The sequence below is a fragment of the Thalassospira lucentensis genome (assembly GCF_011806425.1).
Classification (GTDB): Bacteria; Pseudomonadota; Alphaproteobacteria; order Rhodospirillales; family Thalassospiraceae; genus Thalassospira; species Thalassospira lucentensis_B.
This window is the reverse complement of sequence record NZ_JAATOV010000008.1, coordinates 1-19,896: the sequence shown is the minus strand read 5'-3', so window position 1 is coordinate 19,896 and position 19,896 is coordinate 1. Positions and strand designations below refer to the sequence as shown.

At 50.8% G+C, this 19,896-nt stretch carries 22 protein-coding genes; 20 read left to right on the top strand and 2 right to left on the bottom strand.

All coding sequences use genetic code 11. The features are described from left to right. Window positions 1-13 precede the first annotated feature (13 nt). From sctE to HCZ99_RS19375, 20 genes are all read left to right on the top strand, one after another. Window positions 14-1,021, top strand: coding sequence for a type III secretion system translocon subunit SctE (gene sctE, locus HCZ99_RS19470; RefSeq protein WP_167448701.1), 1,008 nt, complete (start codon window positions 14-16; stop codon window positions 1,019-1,021). 43 nt (window positions 1,022-1,064) lie between these two features. Then, window positions 1,065-2,051: a type III secretion system translocon subunit SctB gene (gene sctB, locus HCZ99_RS19465; protein ID WP_167448700.1), complete on the top strand. Its 987-nt coding sequence runs from the start codon at window positions 1,065-1,067 to the stop codon at window positions 2,049-2,051. Between the two features lie 20 nt (window positions 2,052-2,071). Beyond that, complete coding sequence (locus tag HCZ99_RS19460) at window positions 2,072-2,449, top strand: hypothetical protein (RefSeq protein ID WP_167448699.1); 378 nt, start codon at window positions 2,072-2,074, stop codon at window positions 2,447-2,449. 14 nt (window positions 2,450-2,463) lie between these two features. Continuing rightward, complete coding sequence (locus HCZ99_RS19455; RefSeq protein ID WP_167448698.1) at window positions 2,464-2,940, top strand: EscI/YscI/HrpB family type III secretion system inner rod protein; 477 nt, start codon at window positions 2,464-2,466, stop codon at window positions 2,938-2,940. A 7-nt stretch (window positions 2,941-2,947) separates the two neighbouring features. Further along, window positions 2,948-3,742 (top strand): type III secretion system inner membrane ring lipoprotein SctJ, encoded by a 795-nt coding sequence (sctJ, locus tag HCZ99_RS19450; RefSeq protein WP_254869783.1) that lies wholly within the window; start codon window positions 2,948-2,950, stop codon window positions 3,740-3,742. Continuing rightward, complete coding sequence (locus tag HCZ99_RS19445) at window positions 3,732-4,418, top strand: SctK family type III secretion system sorting platform protein (protein ID WP_167448696.1); 687 nt, start codon at window positions 3,732-3,734, stop codon at window positions 4,416-4,418. Before sctJ ends, HCZ99_RS19445 begins: the two co-directional genes overlap by 11 nt. Continuing rightward, the gene (locus tag HCZ99_RS19440) at window positions 4,403-5,062 is read left to right on the top strand and encodes an HrpE/YscL family type III secretion apparatus protein (protein WP_167448695.1); all 660 of its coding nucleotides are present in this window, start codon (window positions 4,403-4,405) and stop codon (window positions 5,060-5,062) included. The genes HCZ99_RS19445 and HCZ99_RS19440 overlap by 16 nt, the downstream gene beginning before the upstream one ends. Further along, window positions 5,062-6,387, top strand: a complete 1,326-nt coding sequence (gene sctN, locus HCZ99_RS19435) for a type III secretion system ATPase SctN (RefSeq protein ID WP_167448694.1) — start codon at window positions 5,062-5,064, stop codon at window positions 6,385-6,387. The genes HCZ99_RS19440 and sctN overlap by 1 nt, the downstream gene beginning before the upstream one ends. Then, window positions 6,387-6,887, top strand: a complete 501-nt coding sequence (gene sctO, locus HCZ99_RS19430) for a type III secretion system stalk subunit SctO (protein WP_167448693.1) — start codon at window positions 6,387-6,389, stop codon at window positions 6,885-6,887. The genes sctN and sctO overlap by 1 nt, the downstream gene beginning before the upstream one ends. Next, on the top strand, window positions 6,881-7,606 hold the full coding sequence (locus HCZ99_RS19425; protein WP_167448692.1) for a type III secretion HpaP family protein: 726 nt from the start codon (window positions 6,881-6,883) through the stop codon (window positions 7,604-7,606). The genes sctO and HCZ99_RS19425 overlap by 7 nt, the downstream gene beginning before the upstream one ends. Next, window positions 7,603-8,715: a type III secretion system cytoplasmic ring protein SctQ gene (sctQ, locus tag HCZ99_RS19420; RefSeq protein ID WP_167448691.1), complete on the top strand. Its 1,113-nt coding sequence runs from the start codon at window positions 7,603-7,605 to the stop codon at window positions 8,713-8,715. Before HCZ99_RS19425 ends, sctQ begins: the two co-directional genes overlap by 4 nt. Window positions 8,716-8,724: 9 nt before the next feature. Further along, window positions 8,725-9,378 carry a type III secretion system export apparatus subunit SctR gene (gene sctR, locus HCZ99_RS19415; protein WP_167448690.1) on the top strand — a complete coding sequence of 218 codons (654 nt, stop codon included), beginning with the start codon at window positions 8,725-8,727 and terminating at the stop codon, window positions 9,376-9,378. Window positions 9,379-9,394: 16 nt separating this feature from the next. After that, window positions 9,395-9,664, top strand: coding sequence for a type III secretion system export apparatus subunit SctS (gene sctS / locus HCZ99_RS19410; protein WP_167448689.1), 270 nt, complete (start codon window positions 9,395-9,397; stop codon window positions 9,662-9,664). A 27-nt stretch (window positions 9,665-9,691) separates the two neighbouring features. Then, window positions 9,692-10,498: a type III secretion system export apparatus subunit SctT gene (sctT, locus tag HCZ99_RS19405; protein ID WP_167448688.1), complete on the top strand. Its 807-nt coding sequence runs from the start codon at window positions 9,692-9,694 to the stop codon at window positions 10,496-10,498. Window positions 10,499-10,503: 5 nt separating this feature from the next. After that, window positions 10,504-11,547 carry a type III secretion system export apparatus subunit SctU gene (sctU, locus tag HCZ99_RS19400; RefSeq protein ID WP_167448687.1) on the top strand — a complete coding sequence of 348 codons (1,044 nt, stop codon included), beginning with the start codon at window positions 10,504-10,506 and terminating at the stop codon, window positions 11,545-11,547. 368 nt (window positions 11,548-11,915) lie between these two features. Then, complete coding sequence (locus HCZ99_RS19395) at window positions 11,916-12,773, top strand: GNAT family N-acetyltransferase (RefSeq protein ID WP_167448686.1); 858 nt, start codon at window positions 11,916-11,918, stop codon at window positions 12,771-12,773. Further along, the gene (locus HCZ99_RS19390; protein WP_167448685.1) at window positions 12,770-13,915 is read left to right on the top strand and encodes an ABC transporter substrate-binding protein; all 1,146 of its coding nucleotides are present in this window, start codon (window positions 12,770-12,772) and stop codon (window positions 13,913-13,915) included. Before HCZ99_RS19395 ends, HCZ99_RS19390 begins: the two co-directional genes overlap by 4 nt. 3 nt (window positions 13,916-13,918) lie before the next feature. Then, window positions 13,919-14,734 (top strand): hypothetical protein, encoded by an 816-nt coding sequence (locus tag HCZ99_RS19385; protein ID WP_167448684.1) that lies wholly within the window; start codon window positions 13,919-13,921, stop codon window positions 14,732-14,734. Further along, complete coding sequence (locus tag HCZ99_RS19380) at window positions 14,731-16,809, top strand: MFS transporter (protein WP_167448683.1); 2,079 nt, start codon at window positions 14,731-14,733, stop codon at window positions 16,807-16,809. The genes HCZ99_RS19385 and HCZ99_RS19380 overlap by 4 nt, the downstream gene beginning before the upstream one ends. Then, on the top strand, window positions 16,809-18,902 hold the full coding sequence (locus HCZ99_RS19375) for a SpoIIE family protein phosphatase (protein ID WP_167448682.1): 2,094 nt from the start codon (window positions 16,809-16,811) through the stop codon (window positions 18,900-18,902). Before HCZ99_RS19380 ends, HCZ99_RS19375 begins: the two co-directional genes overlap by 1 nt. 89 nt (window positions 18,903-18,991) lie before the next feature. Here the strand turns inward: HCZ99_RS19375 and HCZ99_RS19370 are convergent, their stop codons facing one another. Next, window positions 18,992-19,420: an ATP-binding protein gene (locus tag HCZ99_RS19370; RefSeq protein WP_167448681.1), complete on the bottom strand. Its 429-nt coding sequence runs from the start codon at window positions 19,418-19,420 to the stop codon at window positions 18,992-18,994. Between the two features lie 196 nt (window positions 19,421-19,616). After that, window positions 19,617-19,896, bottom strand: a 280-nt coding sequence (locus tag HCZ99_RS20565) for a hypothetical protein (protein ID WP_217701532.1), incomplete at its 5' end; no start/stop codon positions are given.

Genomic DNA, 19,896 nt, shown 5'->3' with positions numbered 1-19,896 from the left:
GTGAGGAAAACCAATGAGTACCATCGGCGTCAATACCAACAGTGCCACACCGCTTCCGGGGAATCGCGGTACCGAAACCCCTGAAGGTATCCAATCAGCCCAGACGGCCAAGGCAGGATCAACATTCGGGGTTTCCAACGTTCTCCCCCCGGAACTGACCGGACCGTCCAGCGCACCGACGCTTGAGGCCCCCGTCACGCAGGATTTCGAAAGTCTGGTGATGCTGTTGCAGCAGGCCAAGTCGAAACTCAATGACGCGATGTCCAAGGCCACATCAGAGGAAGTGCGCAACAACGGCGAGATCAAGAAAGAGCACAACGAAAAGCTCCTGAAGAAGATGGAAGAACAGTGGGATAAAATCGCTGAATCCAATAAGAAGAGCAAAATCGGCAAGATTTTTGGCATTATCGGCAAGATTGCCGCTGTGGTTGCGTCTGTCGCACTCGCCGTCATAACGGCAGGGGCCGCGGCTCCTGCGGTCACAGGTATTCTCATCGCCGTTTCGGCGATTTCGGTTGTAGATCTGGCCTCTACCATTTCTGTCACCGCGGGCGGCCCTGACTTCTCGCTTCAGGCCGGTGCGAGCAAGCTTGGGCAGGCGATTTATCCCAATGATGAAGAAAAGGCGCAAAAATTCGGAATGATCATGGGGATTACCTTGACGGTCGGCGTTGCCGTCGCCGGACTCGGTGCAGCTGTTGTCGGTGCAAGTGCACTGGCCGAGGTCCCCGCCATGTTCGCAAAGATTTCAATCGCGGCAGGCGTGGTTGGCGGTACGGCCAATGCAACAGCAGGTGGTGTCGGAATCGCCGCAGCTGCCGATAAACGTGATGCTGACCAATTGGCAGCTGACCAGATTGATATCAAAAAGTTCCTGTCCAAGCTGCAAGCCCTGATGGAGGAAGACAGCGAACGCCTGCAGGAAATTGTCGAACAGGCCCAAGACAGCATGCAAAAGGTCGCGTCGATGATTTCATCGACTGCCGAAACCAAAATGCAGATCACGCGCCGAATGATTTGATCACGCGATCTGGTTGGGGGTGCCCCCCGGAAAGGACGAGATTATGAGCAACACCATATCAAATACCAATGCATCAAATCCGCTGGCTAATCTTGATCAGCTTGACGCAACGCAAAAGACAAAAGAAACAGAAACCGTCGGCCGTTCAGCAACGGCGCGTGCAGGCACAATCGGTGACATCCAAGAAGATATCATTGCCAATGGATCAACCCGCCCAAATCTTGAGCCCCCAACGGGCAACATAACCAAAGACATCGCCGGGCTGCTTTCCAAATTGCCCAGCAGCGGTGACAGCGCATCTACCGACATGTACGCTGTCATGGCGTTGATGCATAAAGTTGCTGTAGAAAACCGCATGGCTGACCGCGAAGACCGTTTAAACCGTATGGATGAAATGGTCACGGCAATGGAAAGCCGGGTCGAAAACATGCGCAAGTCTGCCGAAAAGGCCTTTAGTGCGGCTATTGTGCAGGGCGCTGTCCAGATTGGTGCTGGCATGATACAGATCGCGGCATCGGGAATGTCGATGAAATCGGCTAATCAAAGTGCCGATTTCAGCAAACAGTCTTCCAACCTGACAAGTGACGCCGCAAAAAAAATGGCCATGTCGACCGAGGCTGGCGCCAAAGCAAGCGCAAACCCAGCACATTCACTTTCCAAAAGATTTCAGGAAATGTCTGATAGTTGGGCGAAGCAATCAAGCAACATGACAAAGCAGGCAACCGAAGCTGCACAAAAAGCGACGACGCTGAGTGCCCAAGCACAAGGCTATGTCCAGATTGGTGCGGGCCTGTCCGGGGCAGCAAATGGCCTCGGGCAAATCGGGTCTGCTGCATTCAGCCGCGATTCTGAACTTGCCAAGGCCGACGCAGAAGCCGACCAATCCCATTCGGATATCAGCCGCCAGCAAATGGATAATCTGCGCGAGGCAGAGGGCGAATGGCGCGATATGATGAAAGACATTCGTTCGCAGCTTGAACAACAAATCCAGCAGGACAGCCAGACCCGGCGCAACATCCTGCAAATCTGATCATAACAAGAGGTTACGGGATGACTTCCCTTAAAGTACCGGAAAGCAAACTCCTTGCAGAAATAGGATTTCTGGCAGCGGGACGCGGATTACCAAGCGTTGCCAGAAATATTATGGAAGCTCTCTTGGAAGCTAATCCCAGCGAAAGCGGGGCCGTTATCGGCCTCGCTATTGCTGATTTAGCAGAAAAGAAGTTTGATCAGGCAATCATAACGCTTCAGAAGAAGATTCTGGACCATGATCCTGACCATGATATGGCCCTCGCATTTTACGGAATGAGCCTGAAGATGGCCGGTCGCGCAGCAGAAAGCGAAAAACCGCTTGACCACGTGATTGCCCGGGATGCTGATCCGCAGGCCGTTGCGTTGGCCAAATCAATCAAATCAGAAACCGTCTAGACGGAGGCACCCACATGGCATTGATCAACGGTTTGGCCACTTCAATCCCAGGCTCCGGTCCCGGTGCAATTACCGAGGCGGCTGCAAATCTGCCTCAGGCACTGATTCCTGCGGCGGAAAATGATGTCGAGATGTTTAACGCTGCCATGACGGGTCCTGTAACCGCGACGAGTGAGGCCGCTAGCGCTGCAAACGTTTCATCGGTGACAGAAATTGTGCCCAATGCCCTTGGCGATCAGGTGACAACCAAGGTCACATCGATTGGCGACCATATCCTTGGTGGATTGGAAAAAATGCGCGCCGACATGAGTGGACAAGAAAACAACATTCTCAACACTCTGCACACATCGTCCTCATCTGGTGCGATGCAAGTCCAAGACATGATCGAATTGCAGATGCAGGTGACTGGCTGGGCCATTCAGCAGGAATTGGTCAGTAAAGTCGTTTCCAAATCAACGCAAACCGTCGACCAGTTGATGAAGGCCCAATAAATTGAAGATGCTCAGAAAGTCGATCCTTGCTGTTTTAATGACACTGACACTCGCTGCCTGTAGTGAGCAGGTCGAATTGGTTTCCGGTCTTAAAGAAGATGAAGCCAACCAAATTCTTTCTGTGCTTCTCAATACAGGCATTGCTGCGCAAAAAACGACCGGTGCCGAAGGCATGGTTATTTCGGTTGAGTCCGAAGAAGTTGCTGAGGCGCTTGGCATTATGCGTGCCAAGGGATTGCCACAACAGCAATTCGTTAAAATGGGGGATGTCTTCAAAAAGGAAGGCCTGATTTCCTCGCCGCTTGAGGAAAAAGTTCGCTACATCTATGCGCTGTCGCAGGAACTTTCCGAGACCATTTCCCAGATCGACGGCGTTGTAACCGCACGTGTTCATGTGGTTCTGCCCAGTGAAAGTACCGGTCTGTCAGCCGCCAGCGACCCCGCCTCAGCATCCGTTTTCATCAAACATGAACCCAACTCTGTTGTGGAAAACGTCGTACCTCAGATCAAACGACTGGTGGTGAACAGCATTTCGCAACTGGCCTATGACAATGTATCGGTCATTCTTGTGCCAGCAGCAGTCATGCCGCCATCGGGGAATACCGATATGCGCCCTGTGACCCGGGTTATGGGGTTTGATGTCGCGATATCATCGGCCAGGGACTTAAACATTGCGATGATCGGTTTGCTTGTAACCTTGTTTGCCAGCTTCATCGCTATTGGCGTTTTGGCAATTCTTTGGAAAAAACCGGCTTTATTGAACTTCAAGTCTGCTGGGCGTGAGGCTGCCAATGCCGAATGATCATTCCCAATCTCAGTTCGACTTCTCAGCAGCACTGCGCCAATCGGGTGATTGGCAGCAAACATATGCGTTTAACTTCCTCCCTCTGGAATATATCCATCAAACGCGCCTGCCCGAAACGCTTGGCGTCTCCGTCATAAAAGCCGCTGGTCAATCAGCGTCAGTTTCAGGTCATCTGAACAAATATCTGCTCGAAGAATTTGATCTTTTGGGACGATGGATTACCGGTTTTGATAACGCTTTGTCGCGCGCGCTGGCTCTGATGCCGTCGAGTTTGTTTAACGATGTGGTTCGTTTTCTTGGGCTATGTAGTGCTGGGCAAACCATCCGGAATTTGATGATCCCGGATGACGTTCGCCAATGTCGCAAACAAATCGGCACCGCAGAATTCGACTTTGTTCTGAGTAAATCACCCCTGATTGCGCCGCAAAAAATCCTGCCCGAAAGCAACATGCCCATTGACGAGATCACCAATGAAAATCTGCTGGCAAGCGGTGCTGCCGTACTCAAATGCGGTATTGAACCCTGTTCTGATGCGTTAATGCGACGTCTGGAACTGAAGCTTCCCAAAACAGTTTTGCTAGAATCCGGGGATATCGATCTGTCTCATTCTGTTGCAAGCGGGATTATCAAACGCGTAATACGAGAGGTCGCCCCGCAATGGCATTCCGCATAAGAAACAGCCTGAGCACTGCATCGGTTGATCCGTCTGCCCGCGTCATGAAGGGTGACCAAGTGAACGCGATTGCCAGCGCCAAGGATATTATCGCCAAAGCAGAAGAGCAGGCAGAACAGATCCGAAAAGATGCACAAGACGCATTTGAAGCCGAGAAGAAACGTGGCTTTGAACAGGGCATCGCGGAGGCCCGCATGGAAGAAGCGGAACGGATGCTTGATAACGTCTCGCGCATGGTCAATTACTTCGAAAAAGTCGAAACCAATATTGTTGATCTGGTAACCACAGCCGTCGGCAAAGTCATTGGTGAACTTGACGACCATGACGTCATTTTCAGGATTGTACGCAATGCGCTTGCAGCAGTTCGCACCCAAAATCAGGTCACAGTGCGTCTTAATCCGTCCGAATGCGAAGCGGTCAAAGAAAAATTGAATGACTTGCTGACACTTTATCCAGCGATTTCTTATCTGTCGGTTGAGCCCGATATCCGCCTGTCCTCAGGTGACTGCATTCTGGAAACCGATATTGGAACCGTCGAAGCAGGCATCGACACCCAACTTCAGGCCATTCGAAATTCATTTGAACGCGTTCTGGGAAGTCAGGACCCTACCGTCACCAAACCCATGGTTAGCGGGAGAAAGTGATGCGTGATTTTTCCTATATCACGGACATGATGGCGCTTGCCTTGAACGAAGCTCAGACGCTGACAATCAAGGGCCGGGTCGCGCAGGTGGTTGGAACCATCATTCGCGCGGTTGTACCGTCTGTCCGGATTGGGGAAATCTGTATCCTGCGCACCCCCGGCGAGCCGTTTGAATTGCAGGCTGAGGTTGTCGGTTTTGCCAAGGACGCGGCGCTTTTGACGCCCATCGGGGATATGTATGGCATTTCAACAGCGACCGAAGTCATTCCGACAGGGCGTGCGCATATGGTGCCGGTTGGCCCAGGACTTCTCGGGCGGACTCTTGACGGCCTTGGCCGCCCCCTTGACGCGGCAGAACGCGGGCCGCTGAGCGTCGAACAGTATTATCCTGTTTATCAAGAAGCCCCAGATCCGCTGACACGCCGGATTATTTCCTCACCGTTGTCGTTAGGAGTGCGGGTTCTTGACGGCGTACTGACGTGCGGTGAAGGTCAAAGGATCGGTGTATTTGCCGCTGCTGGCGGGGGGAAAAGTACCCTACTTGGCATGTTGGTGAAGGGGGCTGACGTTGATGTTACGGTTATTGCCCTAATTGGTGAACGTGGTCGAGAAGTCCGCGAATTTATCGAACACGAACTTGGTGAAGAAGGCCGCCGTAAGTCCGTTCTGGTCGTTGCGACATCGGATAAATCGTCGATGGAGCGTGCCAAGGCCGCCTATGTTGCCACGGCGATTGCCGAATATTTCAGGGATCAGGGTAAAAAGGTTCTTTTCCTGATGGATTCCGTCACCCGTTTTGGCCGTGCACAACGCGAAATCGGCCTTGCTGCGGGCGAGCCGCCGACCAGACGCGGTTATCCGCCATCGGTTTTTGCCACCTTGCCCAAATTGATGGAGCGGGTCGGCATGAATGACAAAGGCTCGATCACCGCACTTTATACCGTTCTGGTCGAAGGCGATGATATGAACGAACCGATCGCCGACGAAACCCGTTCGATTCTTGACGGTCACATCGTTCTGTCACGCAAACTTGCGTCAGCAAACCATTATCCTGCTGTTGATGTGATGGCGTCCGCCAGCCGGGTCATGAATGCAGTGATTACGCCAGAGCACCGTGCTGCCGCGGGTCGCCTGCGTGAATTGATGGCGAAATTTCAAGAGATCGAACTTCTGGTCAAGGTTGGTGAATATCAACGTGGAACCGACCCTGCCACAGATGAGGCCCTTGATAAAATCGGCCCTATTCGTGAATTCCTGCAGCAAAAAACAGACGAACTGATGCCATTTGACGAAACCCTAAAACGCTTGCAGGAGGTCGTCGGTTAATGTCGAACGTCTTCGCAGAATTATTGCAGCTAAAGATCCGGCGCGAACAAGGTGCGGAACGTCGCCTTATCCTGTCGCGGCTAGAGGCAAGAAACGCTGCTGAAAACGTGACAAAACTTGAAACCCGACTTCAAGAATACCGAGACTGGATGGTCGAACGTCAGGATCAGATGTTCGACGATATTTGCGAGAAAACAGTCAAGGTGCGCGCCATCGAAGAGCTGCGCACCCGAATATTGATGCTGCGTGACGAAGAGCAAATTATCGAAACATCTATTGATGACGCCCGCAAAGCCCATCAGGCCGCACTAGAAGAAGTCCATTCCTGCGAGCAGCGCCTGAAAGAGGCCACCCGACAGCGCGAAAAGTTCGAAGATTTAGCCGAAAGCTACGATACCGAACTGCGCGAGGCACTTGCCTATAAGGAAGAAATGGAAATGGAAGAGTTCACTTCCCCGGTCATGATCGAAAGCTGGGAAGAGGAGCAACATGGATGGTAAGTACAAGCGGACCGACCCCACCAGCAACCCCAACGTCATCAAGCAAAGAGACGTCAACCGACACCAGCACCAGTGTCGAGCGCGAAGCCCCAGGTCAGGGTGACGTCAAACGTTTCAATGATTCCTTGGAACGGCGCGAACAGGGTCAACAAGAACAGAATGGACGTCAATCTGACGAGCAGTCTGGCGAAAAAGGTGGCGATCAAGGCCGTGACGGCAAACAGCAAGACCGTCACAAAACCGGTGAAGCAGCCGGTGAACCACTCTCACCCATGCAGCTCTTTGGCAAAACACCGCAAAACCAGCCGGTTAATCCTGTGCAACCTTCTGCAGCAATGACAGGTGAAAGCCGCATTGGTGAACTCGCCCAAAATTTAACGTCTCGCATTTTGGTCGGTGAAACCAATGGCATCGCCGAAGTTCGCATCCAACTAAATGACGCCATTTTGCCGGGTACGGAAGTCCGCATTGCCGAGCGTGATGGGAAACTTGTCGCGGAATTTATCATCAGCAACGCCGACAGTGCCAATTTCCTAAATCAAAGGCAGGATGATTTGGCCGCACGTCTTTCCAAGGTGCTGCAAAAAGACGTTGAGGTCATCACCATTCAAGATAGCGGCACAGGAAATAATGAAGGCGATCCCAATCGTCGCTCCAGTCAGGAATATCAGCGTGAGAACGACGAAGAGGAAAATGACGATGGAGATGTCGGCCTATGAGTGAAATGCGTTCACTTGTGACCCGAAGGATCAACGCCGAAACCCATAAGGCATTGAACATTCTTGCGACACCGCGTCATGGCATCGACGTCACTTTCGCCGGTCATGCGTGGCAGGTCCAAAGTCGCATGGTGGTCCGTGCCGATCTCGATCAAAAGCAGCTTGAAGCAGCCTTCACGCTTGAAGCCACTTTGTCCGGGCATGATATTTCTTTACGTGTTCCGACCTGCATACTGGCTACCCTGCTTGGTGCAACGTTGCCTGCTGGCACCCCGATCAGCCACATACCGGAATCATTGTCATTGGCCCTGATTGAAATGGCACTGGGTGAACTGGTGGCACACCTGTCGGCAGTTGGGATAGGTTTTGAATTGCGGGGACTGACACAAAATGACGTCCTTCCCGATCAAGAACATATACTGTCTGTTTCATTGACAGATGTGACACTGGACGAAAGTACAGCCAACCGTATTTTGGTGTTTGCATCGGATGGCGCTTTGCCAGCGCTGGCGTCTCTTTATGGACGCATGCCTGCCGATGACGTCCTTGACGTACCAAACATTCCGACAATGCTTCGCCTTGAAGTTGGCGAAAGCAATATTTCACTTTCTGACTTGCGCGGTCTTCGCGCTGGCGATGCGATTTTTCCCGACACAATCAACGTTCCTGACAGTGCAGGCGGGATTTTGTTGCGGGTTTCAAAAAAACTCGGCTTGCGTGGCGTCTGGCACGGAAGCCAAATCACAATCCAAGAGGTCATTACCGTGAGCTTGCCGCCTTCTGATGCACCTGAAATTGTCGATGAAGACAGTGACATTCCAGAAATAGACGGTGAACCCCCGTCAGGGTCCGATCCACTAGAACTCAGCAGCTTCGCCGATATTCCCGTGCGCTTGACCTTTGATCTTGGTCATCATGAAATATCGTTGGCCGATCTTCAAAAAACCGGCGTTGGTAGTGTTTTTGAGACCGGTCGCGAAGCAGAAAATATGGTGACAATCCGTGCGAACGGCGCGGCAATTGGGCGTGGCGAGATGGTCAATATTGACGACCGTATTGGGCTGCGTATCACCCGGTGGAACATCACGCCAGACGGCGAAAAGGATTAAGCTCACAAGATGTTCAATATTCCTGATCCGTTAACCCTTGCGCTACTCCTCGCCATGCTGGCGCTCATTCCGTTTGTCATCGTGATCACGACGTCGTTTGTCAAAATCGCTGTTGTGCTCTCGCTGGTCCGGAACGCACTGGGTGTTCAGCAGATCCCGCCAAACATGGCACTTTATGGTCTGGCGCTTATTCTAACGGTTTACATAATGGCCCCTGTCGGCGTGTCGGTCTTCGACATTCTGCGCGACAGCAATATATCGTTTGATGACACCAGCAATCTGTTTGACCTTTTGGCGCAGGCGTTTGAGCCATTCCGTTATTTTCTTTTGCAGCACACCGATGAAAGCCAGCGGGAATTCTTTGTTCAGACCATTGCGCAAATATGGCCGGCCGACCTTGCAGCAAAGCTTGGCTCAGACAGCTTTCTTGTCCTTGCACCTGCCTTTACGGTTGCCGAGCTGACATCCGCATTTGAAGTCGGTTTCTTGCTCTATCTGCCGTTCGTGGTCATTGATTTGATCGTCTCGAACATCTTGCTTGCCATGGGCATGATGATGGTCTCACCCATGACGATTTCGCTACCTCTCAAACTGTTTTTGTTTGTGATGATTGATGGTTGGTCACGCCTGATCCACGGGCTTGTCCTAAGTTACGTGAACTAGCGGTAGGGAACAGCAAATGTTCGAAGGCGACATTATTAGTTTTCTAACCCGTGCACTGGTTTTGACATTGATGTTGTCATTACCCCCCATTATCGCAGCGGCCGTTGTTGGCACACTTGTCAGCCTTCTGCAGGCGCTAACACAGGTGCAGGAACAGACACTTTCCTTTGGCTTCAAACTCGCTGCCGTTGGAATTGTTATTTTTATGACAGCAACGTGGATTGGCGGGGAATTATATCGCTTCGCCCTAAGCATCTTTACCGATTTTCCGCATCTGACAAGCTGACACTGTGAAAATGGCGCACACATACACATGGTAATCGGACAGCTTCAAAATTGGGGTGTTTATGACCTGCACACGGTTGCAGTTGCGCTGTCGTTTGCAGTGGCCCGTTTTTTGGGCTTGTTCATTGTTCTGCCAATGTTTGGCAAAGCAATCTTGCCGGGTTTATTGCGCAACAGCATTGCCGCTGTTTTTGCGTTGGCCGTTATTCCGCTAACAATTCCTGTGGTCATCGAAACCAAGGACAGCCCCCTGATGGTCATGGCGATTATCGGCAAAGAAGCCTTTGTCGGCTTTGTCATGGGGTATCTGGTCGCGATCCTTTTTTGGGCGATTGAGGCGATCGGTTTCATCATCGACAACCAACGCGGTGCAACGATGTCGAGTTCGATGAGCCCCTTGACCGGAGTCACGACATCCCCTCTTGCGATCCTGCTTAATCAGGCCGCCAGCGTATTCTTTCTGGTCAGTGGTGGGTTACTTGTGCTCCTGCGTGCGATCTACGAAAGCTATATCTATTGGCCGATAGGGTCATTCTGGCCGCAATTTTCCAACGGTAACGGGCTGTTCTTCCTCCAGCAGCTTGATCGTTTCATGTATATCGCGATGATCATGGCTGCACCGGTACTGATTGCCATGTTCCTGTCCGAGTTGGGACTTGCCATGATCAGCCGCTTTGCCCCGCAGCTTCAGGTATTTTTCCTGTCGATGCCGATTAAAAGTGCCGTCGGCCTTTTCGTCCTGATCCTGTATGTCGGGTTTCTGTTTGAATATCTTGGCCCGGAACTCCGTGCCATTACCGAACAGTTCCAGCAATTACGCGGCGTACTGGAATAAATGGCATGAATGAAAAGACAGAAGATCCAACTCCCAAGAAACTACGCGACGCCCGCAACAAGGGCCAAGTCGCGAAATCAAAGGACTTTACCCAAACAGTCCTGTTGATTGCGCTGATGGGTTATTTTATCGCCAACGGTGCCAACATTATCGAAGAACTAATGGCGATGATGGTTTTGCCCGCTGAAATGTACGGCCATCCGGTGCGCGCAATGATCGCACCGATCACCACCGAAATCCTAAATCGTGCCATTACGATTATTGTCCCACCGATCCTGATTGCACTGATCTTGGGTGTTTTTGCGGAAATGGTTCAAACCGGGGTTTTATTTGCATTTGAATCGCTTAAGCCAAGTGCAAAGAAACTCAATATTGGTGCAAACGCCAAGAACATGGTTTCGGCCAAAAACATGGTCGAATTCCTGAAGAACCTGATCAAGGTTATCTTCCTGTCGATCCTGATCTATCTGGTTGTCTATAATTCACTCGGCCCCCTCATGAAGGTGCCGCCAAGCGGACTTTCTGGGGTCACAGCTGTCCTTGCCGAGACGGTCACACAGGTCATGATTTATACCGCACTGGCTTATATGATCGTCGGCTTTTTCGACATCGCCTTTCAGCGTTTCCAGCACAAAAAGCAGTTGATGATGACAAAGGATGAGGTCAAACGCGAATACAAGGAATCTGAGGGCGACCCGCATATCAAAGGCAAGCGGAAACAGCTTCATCAAGAAATGATGCAGAATTCGACCATCGAACGCACCCGAAAGGCAAAAGTTCTTGTGACCAATCCAACACATATCGCAATCGCATTATATTACGACGCAGAAGAAACACCTTTGCCCGTTGTTATATCCGCAGGCGAAGGTGCTGTTGCCAAACGCATGATGGAGGTTGCGGAACAAGAAGGCATCCCTATCATGCGCAATGTTCCGCTTGCCCGCTCGCTCTATGAAACAGCGACAATTGATCAATATATTCCCGGCGATCTGATCGAACCGGTTGCGGAAATATTGCGGTGGCTTGAGAACGAAGCAACCCCTCACTAGCGTTGCATGGCAGCTAAAGCTGCATTCCGATTGGATTGGCAGATTTGTCGGGTTTTAGTCCTTTGCGACCTGACAACCGCATATAGAACACGCGGCCAGTGGTTCACGCCAAAAAAACTGTAATTTCCAAACATTTCTGGGAACTAACACTGCCATACCTGCCACTTAATGATCAGGCGCTTATTTGATCTCAGGAAATAGCAGTACATGCACGGCCTTGAACGTAAACACCATGTTGCCCGAATAACCACTCACGACGGCACATATTGAAGTCCCACAAACTGGCCGAATTACACTCTTTCACTGATTGCCAAAATTCACTCGCACCACCGTGCACAGTGCTCTGATCTGGGAGCAGGATTAAAAACGTGACGTATTTACTGAACCCCAAAATTACCGAACCGCAAGATGCCAGGATTCCGCCGCCATGGCCAATTGATGACGCCGCATTATTTGCGTTCCGCGAAGATCAATGGCACAGCCAAGTTTCAAAACGTACAGAACCGTCGGACAAACATCACGACGTCGTTTTACGCTTTCTATCGCACGACGACCTTGCTGAACTGGTTGATTTGCACCGGAAAGTCGTTGAAAATCTGCCTGACCGAGAGATCTTTCGTGCGGATCGGCCTGATTTCATCGCAGACCATATTTCACGTCGCGGCGCGACAGTAGGATCATTTGTCGGCAATCAGTTGATCGGCTATGCGATTGTATCCTTTCCTCATAAAGATGCGGACAACCTGTCGCGGTTTACCGAACTTTCTGCGCAGTCCGCATTGCGGGTCGCTCATTTTGACGGTGCAGCAGTGCATCCCAACTTTCGTGGAAGCAGCCTTCATCAAACAATGAACCGTATTCGCGGTCACTACGCTCTTTTGGCCGGCTATCATCATTTGATGGGCACCGTATCGCCGCTTAACCCATATAGCCTTGGCAACCACCTTCGAACTGGTTTCCGGGTGAAGGCACATGCCATTTGCTATGGTGATATGCGCCGCTACATCATTCATCGCGATGGCATCCCGACCACCAATCACCGCGTGGTGGACGGTTCTGATCGCGTTGTAAAATGTCCGGTAGACGATTTTGAAACCGTAAACCGCTATCTTGACCAAGGTCTTGTAGGTTTTGACGTTCATCGCACCGAAGAAAAGAACTACGAGCTTCTTATGGCTTCCCCAGACAGCATCGTGTCCGACACGGATCAGGTACGCCCCGAATGATGGCCAGAATTCTGTTTTTTTCCAAACCAGATTTTTGTACGCCACCCCTTTTTAGAGGCAAACTTTTTGCCTTAGCCTTCGGGATATCTTGCCTCGTGTCGATACCCCTCTGGGCCCAGGAAAGTTATTCTAGCTCCCCTGAGGTAAAAACAGCGACCTCCACACCCGCCGACGTCCCCCAGCAAGTTTCCGAAGCAGGACATGAACGACCATTTAGGATTTTCATGGTTCAATGGCGTGGGAATACGGTCACGGATCAGGGGTTCATTGACTATTTCGCCAACCGGCATATTCCGATTGAAACCGTTATTCGAAATCCGGCACAAAACCCAGCCGAGTTCGAAGAGATCCGTGCCGAAATTCGTAAAACGCGTCCTGACCTTGTCTATACCTGGAGTATGGCAAGCGCGCAGAATATCTCAGGCAAGATGGACGACTTGGCCAGCGCAGATTTCATATCCGACATCCCGACGGTTAACTGCATGGTCTCCGATCCCGTTGTCGGAGGTCTGACAAAAGACTGGAAAACGTCGGGACGCAATATGACTGGTGTTTCACATATTCCCCAGACGTCAGCGCAGCTACAGACAATCCAAAGCTATATGAATGTAAAAAAAATAGCGGCAATCTATGATTCTACCCAATCCAGTCCCAGAAGCGCGGTTAGATCCCTTGAGGCAAACGCAGCAAAACTGGGGCTTGAGGTCGAAAAGTTCCCAATTCCTGTCGATGAAAATGGCGCATCACGTATCGATGCAATCGCTGAAACCGTGGATACTCTAGCGAAATCCGCCCCTGATATTGTCTATATCGGCCCTGATACGTTTCTGTTGCGCAATCAAAAGACGCTTTTTGATGCCATTGCCAAATATGAGCTGCCAACTTTTGCGGCTGCGGATCCATTCCTCTCGCAGGGGCAGGCATTGTTTGGACTGGTTGGAAACTATTATATCGCCGGTCAATATTGCGCGGAAAAAGCCATCCGAATTCTAAGCGATCACACCCAACCACGCGATATCCCCTTTGACGCGCTTCCGCAATTCACCCTAAAAATCAATATGGACGTCGCGCGCGAACTGGACAGATATCCACCGTTGGGTTTGCTGTCATTTGCCGAACTCCTTCACGCGCCAGGAAACTAAAAAATGCTGTTCAAAAAGCTTCCTGTCCTCATCGTGGTCAATCTTCTGGTCGTCAGCATCGCCGCCATGGCACTGATGCTGATGATCAATATGTATAAATTCGAAAAAGCAATCGATCAGGTTGTGAATGATCGGTTTTACTTTCTGATGGAAGGTGTACGTAGTTCGCTTGAGACCGAGATGAGCTTAAGTGGCGTTCTCTTGGCTCGCCTAACGACGGGCACCCAGCAACTTCTTGCCGCCAAGGGCCAGGACGATGCCATCCTTTCAATTGAGGTTTTCGATCATAACGGCCAGACGGTTCTAAGTACCGAACCAAGCTTTGTTGGCGATATCATCCCAACCAGCTGGGAAGAAGCGTGGAAAGCGCACAAGCATTCAGGCTGGTCAGTTGCCGAATCCCGGGGTGCAAAGGTGCTTGGACTTGGCATTACCGATACCCTTGGTAATCCGGCAGGAAGTATCGTTTTGCGCTATTCTCCGGAAAAACAAACCGCTCTTGTTTCAACGGTGAACCAAGATCTAATTCATGATGGTATCTGGATTTGGGGCGGCGGTTTCGCCGCCATGGCGGCCCTTGTGTTTTTTGTAACCTACCCCATCAGTTCTTATCTCAATGGCTTGAGTACTCATTTGTCAAAGCTTCTCGAACAGGCTGGCCCGCAGCAAGCACCGACGTTGCAAGAACCTTCTATCGCCGCAGCAGCAGCAACTGACACCGATGATTTTGGCTTTGCAAAGGGTTATTGCAAGGCACACGACACGATCAATCAGGCAGAAGCGGAACTTCGCAAAATTGACGGGGAGATCGGGCTATGAGCAAGCCTACTCTGTCGTCAAAAACCACCGATCTTGCGCGTTATAAATCGCAGTTGCTTATTTGGCTTCTGGTTGGCTCACTTGGTCTGCTTTGCCTGACGCTTGCGACATTCTCTTACCGGGCTTTGACAACATTCGAGGCACGCCTCGTACCGGAATTCCAAAACAAGGCCGAACTTGTTGCCAGCAACATCAGCAGAGATATCGAACGTGCCGTTTCCGTCGGAATTGAACCGCGCAAGCTGGTTGGTGTTGAGGAATATTTGTCAAATATATTGGCTGAGAACTCAGATATCGCGGCCATTCGAATAATCTCCCCTGCGGAAGATGTTCAGCCAAACTTCACCTACAACGCGGGGCAGTTTGACTCTGATGCACCGGGTGTTTCTCAAGACATCCGCTTTAAAGGCGCTACCGTCGCCCGCATAGAAATCGCCCTAAACCCGGACCATATCAGCCGTCAGCGCGAAGAAGTAACCTACGAGGTTTTAACGACACTTCTGATCACCATGCTTGTCACGTACGAACTCTTGGCATTTTTGATTTATGGGCGTTTGCTCAATCCTTTACAATCGGTGGTGAGCGTCCTTAAAGACGGCGCTATCGGACGTTTTTCGCATTCGGTACATGCTTCCGCAACGGCAGAGCTTACCCGGGTTGAAAGCATCCTGAACAAAGTGTTGTATCTGATAGCAGTGCGTGCACGGCTGTTTTTTGATGATTCCAGCGAATTGCGCGCAGCCCAAATTGCCCCCGAAAAGACCAAACGTATTGATCAGGCAATTCAAACCATTCGCACGAAATTCGAATTTGCCAATCCGTTCGAATTCCGGGAACGTGAAGCCAGCAATATTCGATCTCTTCGGTTGCCACTTTTCCTGTTCATGTTCGCCGAGGAACTCTCACGCGCGTTCTTGCCGGTCTATGTCAAAAAACTTGGACTGCCAGTCTCATTGCAAGACGTACCTGATTTTGCTGCCGGTCTTCCGATCATGGCCTTTATGGCGGTTCTCGCCGCCGTATCGCTGTTAACTGCACCAATTGCAGACCGGATTGGGTCGCGAAAAATGTTCCTGATTGGTCTGATACCAGCGGTCGCGGGCTATGTCGGAAGTTATATATCGACCGATTTCACCCTTTTTGTCACATCTCGGATGCTGTCAGCACTTGGGTACGGGTTCATATTTGTCGCCTGCCAAAGCTACGTTGCCGCACGTTCAGAACCAGAAAACCGCGCAACCAACATGGCGATTTTTGTTGGCGCTATTCTTGTTGCAGGGATTTGTGGGCCGGCAATCGGTGGTATTTTAGCCGATCGAATTGGATATGCATCCACCTTCCTGGTGTCAGCCGGACTGGCTTTAACGTCAGGATTCCTCTTGGGATCCACCCTTGATAACCACATCGCTCCACCAAAAGCCAGCCGTACACGACGCCGTAGAATTCCAGCTTTGCCAAACTTCTCGCTATTGGGAAATATGCGCTTTACCGCATTGACCGTTTTATGCGCCATTCCATCAAAGATCATGCTAACCGGCGTGATTTTCCTGCTCGTTCCGATCTATCTGTCGGGATTGGATACCGGCGATTCCGCCATCGGCCGTGTGGTGATGATGTATGGCATTGCGGTTGTCGTTTTGATGCCTCAAGCATCACAAATTGCCGACAGACGTCATCAGCATGCATTCTTTGTCATTTTGGGTGGGGTTCTGGCCGGCCTTGGTGCCATTAGCCTCTCGGTTTGGGATGGCGTATGGGCGATTGTCGGTGTGGTTGGCCTAATCGGTTTGGGACAGGCCCTAAGCATTTCACCCCAACTGGCACTGGTTCAAAACATCATTCTAAACAGTCAGACCGAAACCACCCCAGCTGAGGGCTTAAGCCTATTTAGGTTTGTCGAACGACTTGGAAATGTGGTTGGACCACTTATCGCAGGCAGCCTTGCGACCATCTACGGTGCGCAGACTGCTGTTGTGGTTATAGGCGCCATTGGGTTGCTTGGCGCGGTCGGGTTCTGGATCATTGCAGGCCCAACCGTCCTCAGAAACACCCTCGCTGAGATGGGAGGCAAATAATGCTGCTGCGGAACCGTCTAAGCGTCTTTTCATGTGTAAGCCTGCTAATTGTCGCATGCGGCCTATTTTGGGCATTCAGCTATCGCGAAAATCTGCTTCAGGTTGAATTTGGCAGATCAGCCGCCCATCAGCAAGGTAGCCTCTGGAGCAAAATTGTCGACGGTGCAATTCTGTCACTTACCGATAAAATCTGGCTTTTGCGTGAAGACAAGGACCTGATTGATGCCCTTGAAAAACAAGATACAAAAGCTATCCATACTGCCGCACGTAAAATTGCCCGCGGTGCCATTACTGAAAACAACTACTTCGACCGGATCGAGATTTATCAATATGACGGGCAGCTCGCATATACGTCCGAGGCAAGCTATTTCCCCAGTCCACTGATTAACAAGGACCAGCTATTCTTTTTGGAAACTGGAGTTCGCAAAAGGTTTTCTGGTGCATCCGCAACAAGTAACCGTCAGACATTCATCGCCTTCGCAGTCCCTCTGTTGACTGACGCGGAAAAAAGTCCCGTTGTGGTCGTTGCTGTTCGTATTGAACGATTGCTTGATGAGTTATCCGAGCTGCAAAAAAGCAAGACGTTTCTAATCAATCGCCGCGGCCGCTATCTTACCGGACAGGACGAGGCGCTTTGGCAAGACATCCGCGACAAAGTTGAATTTAGCACCTCGGCAGAAGAACGTATCGCCCTTGGAAATCAAATGTTTGGCGTTACAAGCAACCCTGTTTACGGGTTTTCTGATCAGGTCGGCTATGTGGTCAGTGCCCAGGATATCAGCAAGAGCTTCCATAGCTTTGCACGTTTTGAACAAATCATCTTTGCCGGCGCGATCAGCTTCCTAATCTGTTCTGCACTTGGGTTATGGTTTTATATTCGTCGCTCGCTTAGTCCGCTTGAAGGCGTTATTGGCGTCCTTTCTGGCGTTTCAGAAGGTGACTTTTCCAAACATCTTGAGCAACCCAACAGCAACGACGAAGTTGCCGAAATTTCCAATGCAATCGTAAAGCTTCGTAATGATTTGATGCGCTTGGACCGTATGACACGTTCACGTCGCAATCGAAGCCAGCGTCAGGCGCAGGTCATTCGCGAGCAAATGACACAACTTGCCGAAACGCTTGATACCGAGGCAAGAGACCAAATTCTGGGCGATTTGCACCGCATTGAAGAACGTCTAAATGCCGATACAGCCCTCACCGAGAATGAGGATGTTAAAGCTGCAAGCGAACTTGCCGTTGTTACCCTGACATTAACCAGCCTGAAGGAACGCATTCACCAGCAGCATGGTACGTTGCAATCAACGATTTCCGAACTGGAAGACGCGCTTAAATCAAAGACAGCCTATCTTTCGCTTCAACAGGAACTCGATATCGCCGGGCGTGTCCAACTTGCCATGTTGCCCGAACAATTGCCGCCCAGTGAACGTCTCAGCATCTCAGGATTAATGGTGCCGGCAAAAGATGTTGGGGGTGATTTCTATGACTTCTTCTATCTCGATGATGACAGGCTCGCTGTTGTTGTTGCAGATGTATCGGGCAAAGGTGTTCCAGCTGCACTCTTCATGGCCATTGCGCGTTCGATTATGCGCGCGATTGCACCACGCTTTGCCAACCCGTCCGACTGCATCGCAGCTTTAAATGATGCTCTGTGCCAGAACAATAGCGAGGAACTCTTCGTAACGATGTTCTATGGTATTTTGCACCTTACCTCGGGCACCTTCACATATTGCAATGCCGGTCACAATCCGCCCTATCATCTGCCATCCGGTTCGTCCACCTGCTCTCCAATTCCCGGAACAGGTGACATGGCCCTTGGCGTTATGGATGCAATGCCCTACTCAAATGCAAGCTTTGACATTAAAAGTGGCGATCGCGTCTTCCTGTTCACCGACGGGGTGAACGAAGCCACTAATCCAAAACAAGAAGAATTTGGTACAGACCGTCTGGAAGCGACATTGTCCAGCGCGTTTAAGGACGTCTCAAGCCTTCAGGAAAACGTTGTATCGACGGTCAAAACATTTGCCGATGGCGCGCCACAGGCTGATGACATTACCTGTGTGACGTTTGAGTATCGGAAACCTCAGCAGGGCTGACCAAATACGCGCCCCCAAATACCCATAGCACTGCGCAAACCGGCGAACGCCCCTATTTGGAGGTGCGTTCCCGTTTGCCATCCAGCAGTTTATGACAGGGGAATCCAGAACCGATTGATATTACGGTTAGTTTGTCGCTGATGGTCAACGCGACTGGCCATGTTTTTGACGATATGTATTCCTAGACCGCCAATTTCCCGATCTTCAATATCAAGATCCAGGCTATCAAGGTCATCACGGGTAAACGGATCAAATGGCACCCCGTCATCTGTCACAGAAACGACGATTTCATCGGTCTCATAGGTAATAGAAACCTCGATCTGACCTGTTTTTTCGGGTGGATAGCCATACTTGATCGCATTTGACAGCATTTCATCAAGGCAAACCTGCACACGTGTCGCAACGACAAGCTCCAACTCGATCTCTTCAAGCCGACTTCCGAGTGTTTCCAAAAATTGGTTCAAATCTTTTGGATTGTTTGAAATCACGGAATGGATGCAGGTGGGGTACTGACCCATATTAAGTATTTCCCAGACAAAATGATAAAGGCCGAACCATTGCGGTTCGCATTTCTTCATTGCACTGCGTCGGCCTCATAAAGTCAAGACAACGCCATCACATATACCGACAACATCTGCGTGGACAATCAAACCCGTTCCGTATGACCATCTAAATCAAACAAAAACACCGTCATTCAACCGTGCCAGCGTTCTCTTAGAAGAGAAAGAAATTCGATGCCACGCAAGCAAAGAAATAAGTAACCTTCAGCGGGAAAAAGTTCCAAGAAATTTCACACGAGTTGTGGTTTGTGTCGGAGCGATCCGATAGGTGAACTAAAAAAGCCCGCCACAAGGGCGAGCGGATGATGATGGATGGTTTGGAGCATGTGGCGCAACGCAGTCTGCGCGCGACTTCGTCGTGCTCGACCTTCGGCTTAAAATCGCTCCACTGGAGCGATTTCTTAACAGCCTCAGCCTTCAAGTTATGAGCACAG

Excerpts from the sequence above, each read along its gene's own strand:
- sctE (WP_167448701.1), top strand. The coding sequence starts at position 14 with ATGAGTACCATCGGCGTCAATACCAACAGTGCCACACCGCTTCCGGGG.
- sctB (WP_167448700.1), top strand. The coding sequence starts at position 1,065 with ATGAGCAACACCATATCAAATACCAATGCATCAAATCCGCTGGCTAAT.
- HCZ99_RS19460 (WP_167448699.1), top strand. The coding sequence starts at position 2,072 with ATGACTTCCCTTAAAGTACCGGAAAGCAAACTCCTTGCAGAAATAGGA.
- HCZ99_RS19455 (WP_167448698.1), top strand. The coding sequence starts at position 2,464 with ATGGCATTGATCAACGGTTTGGCCACTTCAATCCCAGGCTCCGGTCCC.
- sctJ (WP_254869783.1), top strand. The coding sequence starts at position 2,948 with ATGCTCAGAAAGTCGATCCTTGCTGTTTTAATGACACTGACACTCGCT.
- HCZ99_RS19445 (WP_167448696.1), top strand. The coding sequence starts at position 3,732 with ATGCCGAATGATCATTCCCAATCTCAGTTCGACTTCTCAGCAGCACTG.
- HCZ99_RS19440 (WP_167448695.1), top strand. The coding sequence starts at position 4,403 with ATGGCATTCCGCATAAGAAACAGCCTGAGCACTGCATCGGTTGATCCG.
- sctN (WP_167448694.1), top strand. The coding sequence starts at position 5,062 with ATGCGTGATTTTTCCTATATCACGGACATGATGGCGCTTGCCTTGAAC.
- sctO (WP_167448693.1), top strand. The coding sequence starts at position 6,387 with ATGTCGAACGTCTTCGCAGAATTATTGCAGCTAAAGATCCGGCGCGAA.
- HCZ99_RS19425 (WP_167448692.1), top strand. The coding sequence starts at position 6,881 with ATGGTAAGTACAAGCGGACCGACCCCACCAGCAACCCCAACGTCATCA.
- sctQ (WP_167448691.1), top strand. The coding sequence starts at position 7,603 with ATGAGTGAAATGCGTTCACTTGTGACCCGAAGGATCAACGCCGAAACC.
- sctR (WP_167448690.1), top strand. The coding sequence starts at position 8,725 with ATGTTCAATATTCCTGATCCGTTAACCCTTGCGCTACTCCTCGCCATG.
- sctS (WP_167448689.1), top strand. The coding sequence starts at position 9,395 with ATGTTCGAAGGCGACATTATTAGTTTTCTAACCCGTGCACTGGTTTTG.
- sctT (WP_167448688.1), top strand. The coding sequence starts at position 9,692 with ATGGTAATCGGACAGCTTCAAAATTGGGGTGTTTATGACCTGCACACG.
- sctU (WP_167448687.1), top strand. The coding sequence starts at position 10,504 with ATGAATGAAAAGACAGAAGATCCAACTCCCAAGAAACTACGCGACGCC.
- HCZ99_RS19390 (WP_167448685.1), top strand. The coding sequence starts at position 12,770 with ATGATGGCCAGAATTCTGTTTTTTTCCAAACCAGATTTTTGTACGCCA.
- HCZ99_RS19385 (WP_167448684.1), top strand. The coding sequence starts at position 13,919 with ATGCTGTTCAAAAAGCTTCCTGTCCTCATCGTGGTCAATCTTCTGGTC.
- HCZ99_RS19380 (WP_167448683.1), top strand. The coding sequence starts at position 14,731 with ATGAGCAAGCCTACTCTGTCGTCAAAAACCACCGATCTTGCGCGTTAT.
- HCZ99_RS19375 (WP_167448682.1), top strand. The coding sequence starts at position 16,809 with ATGCTGCTGCGGAACCGTCTAAGCGTCTTTTCATGTGTAAGCCTGCTA.
- HCZ99_RS19370 (WP_167448681.1), bottom strand. The coding sequence starts at position 19,420 with ATGGGTCAGTACCCCACCTGCATCCATTCCGTGATTTCAAACAATCCA.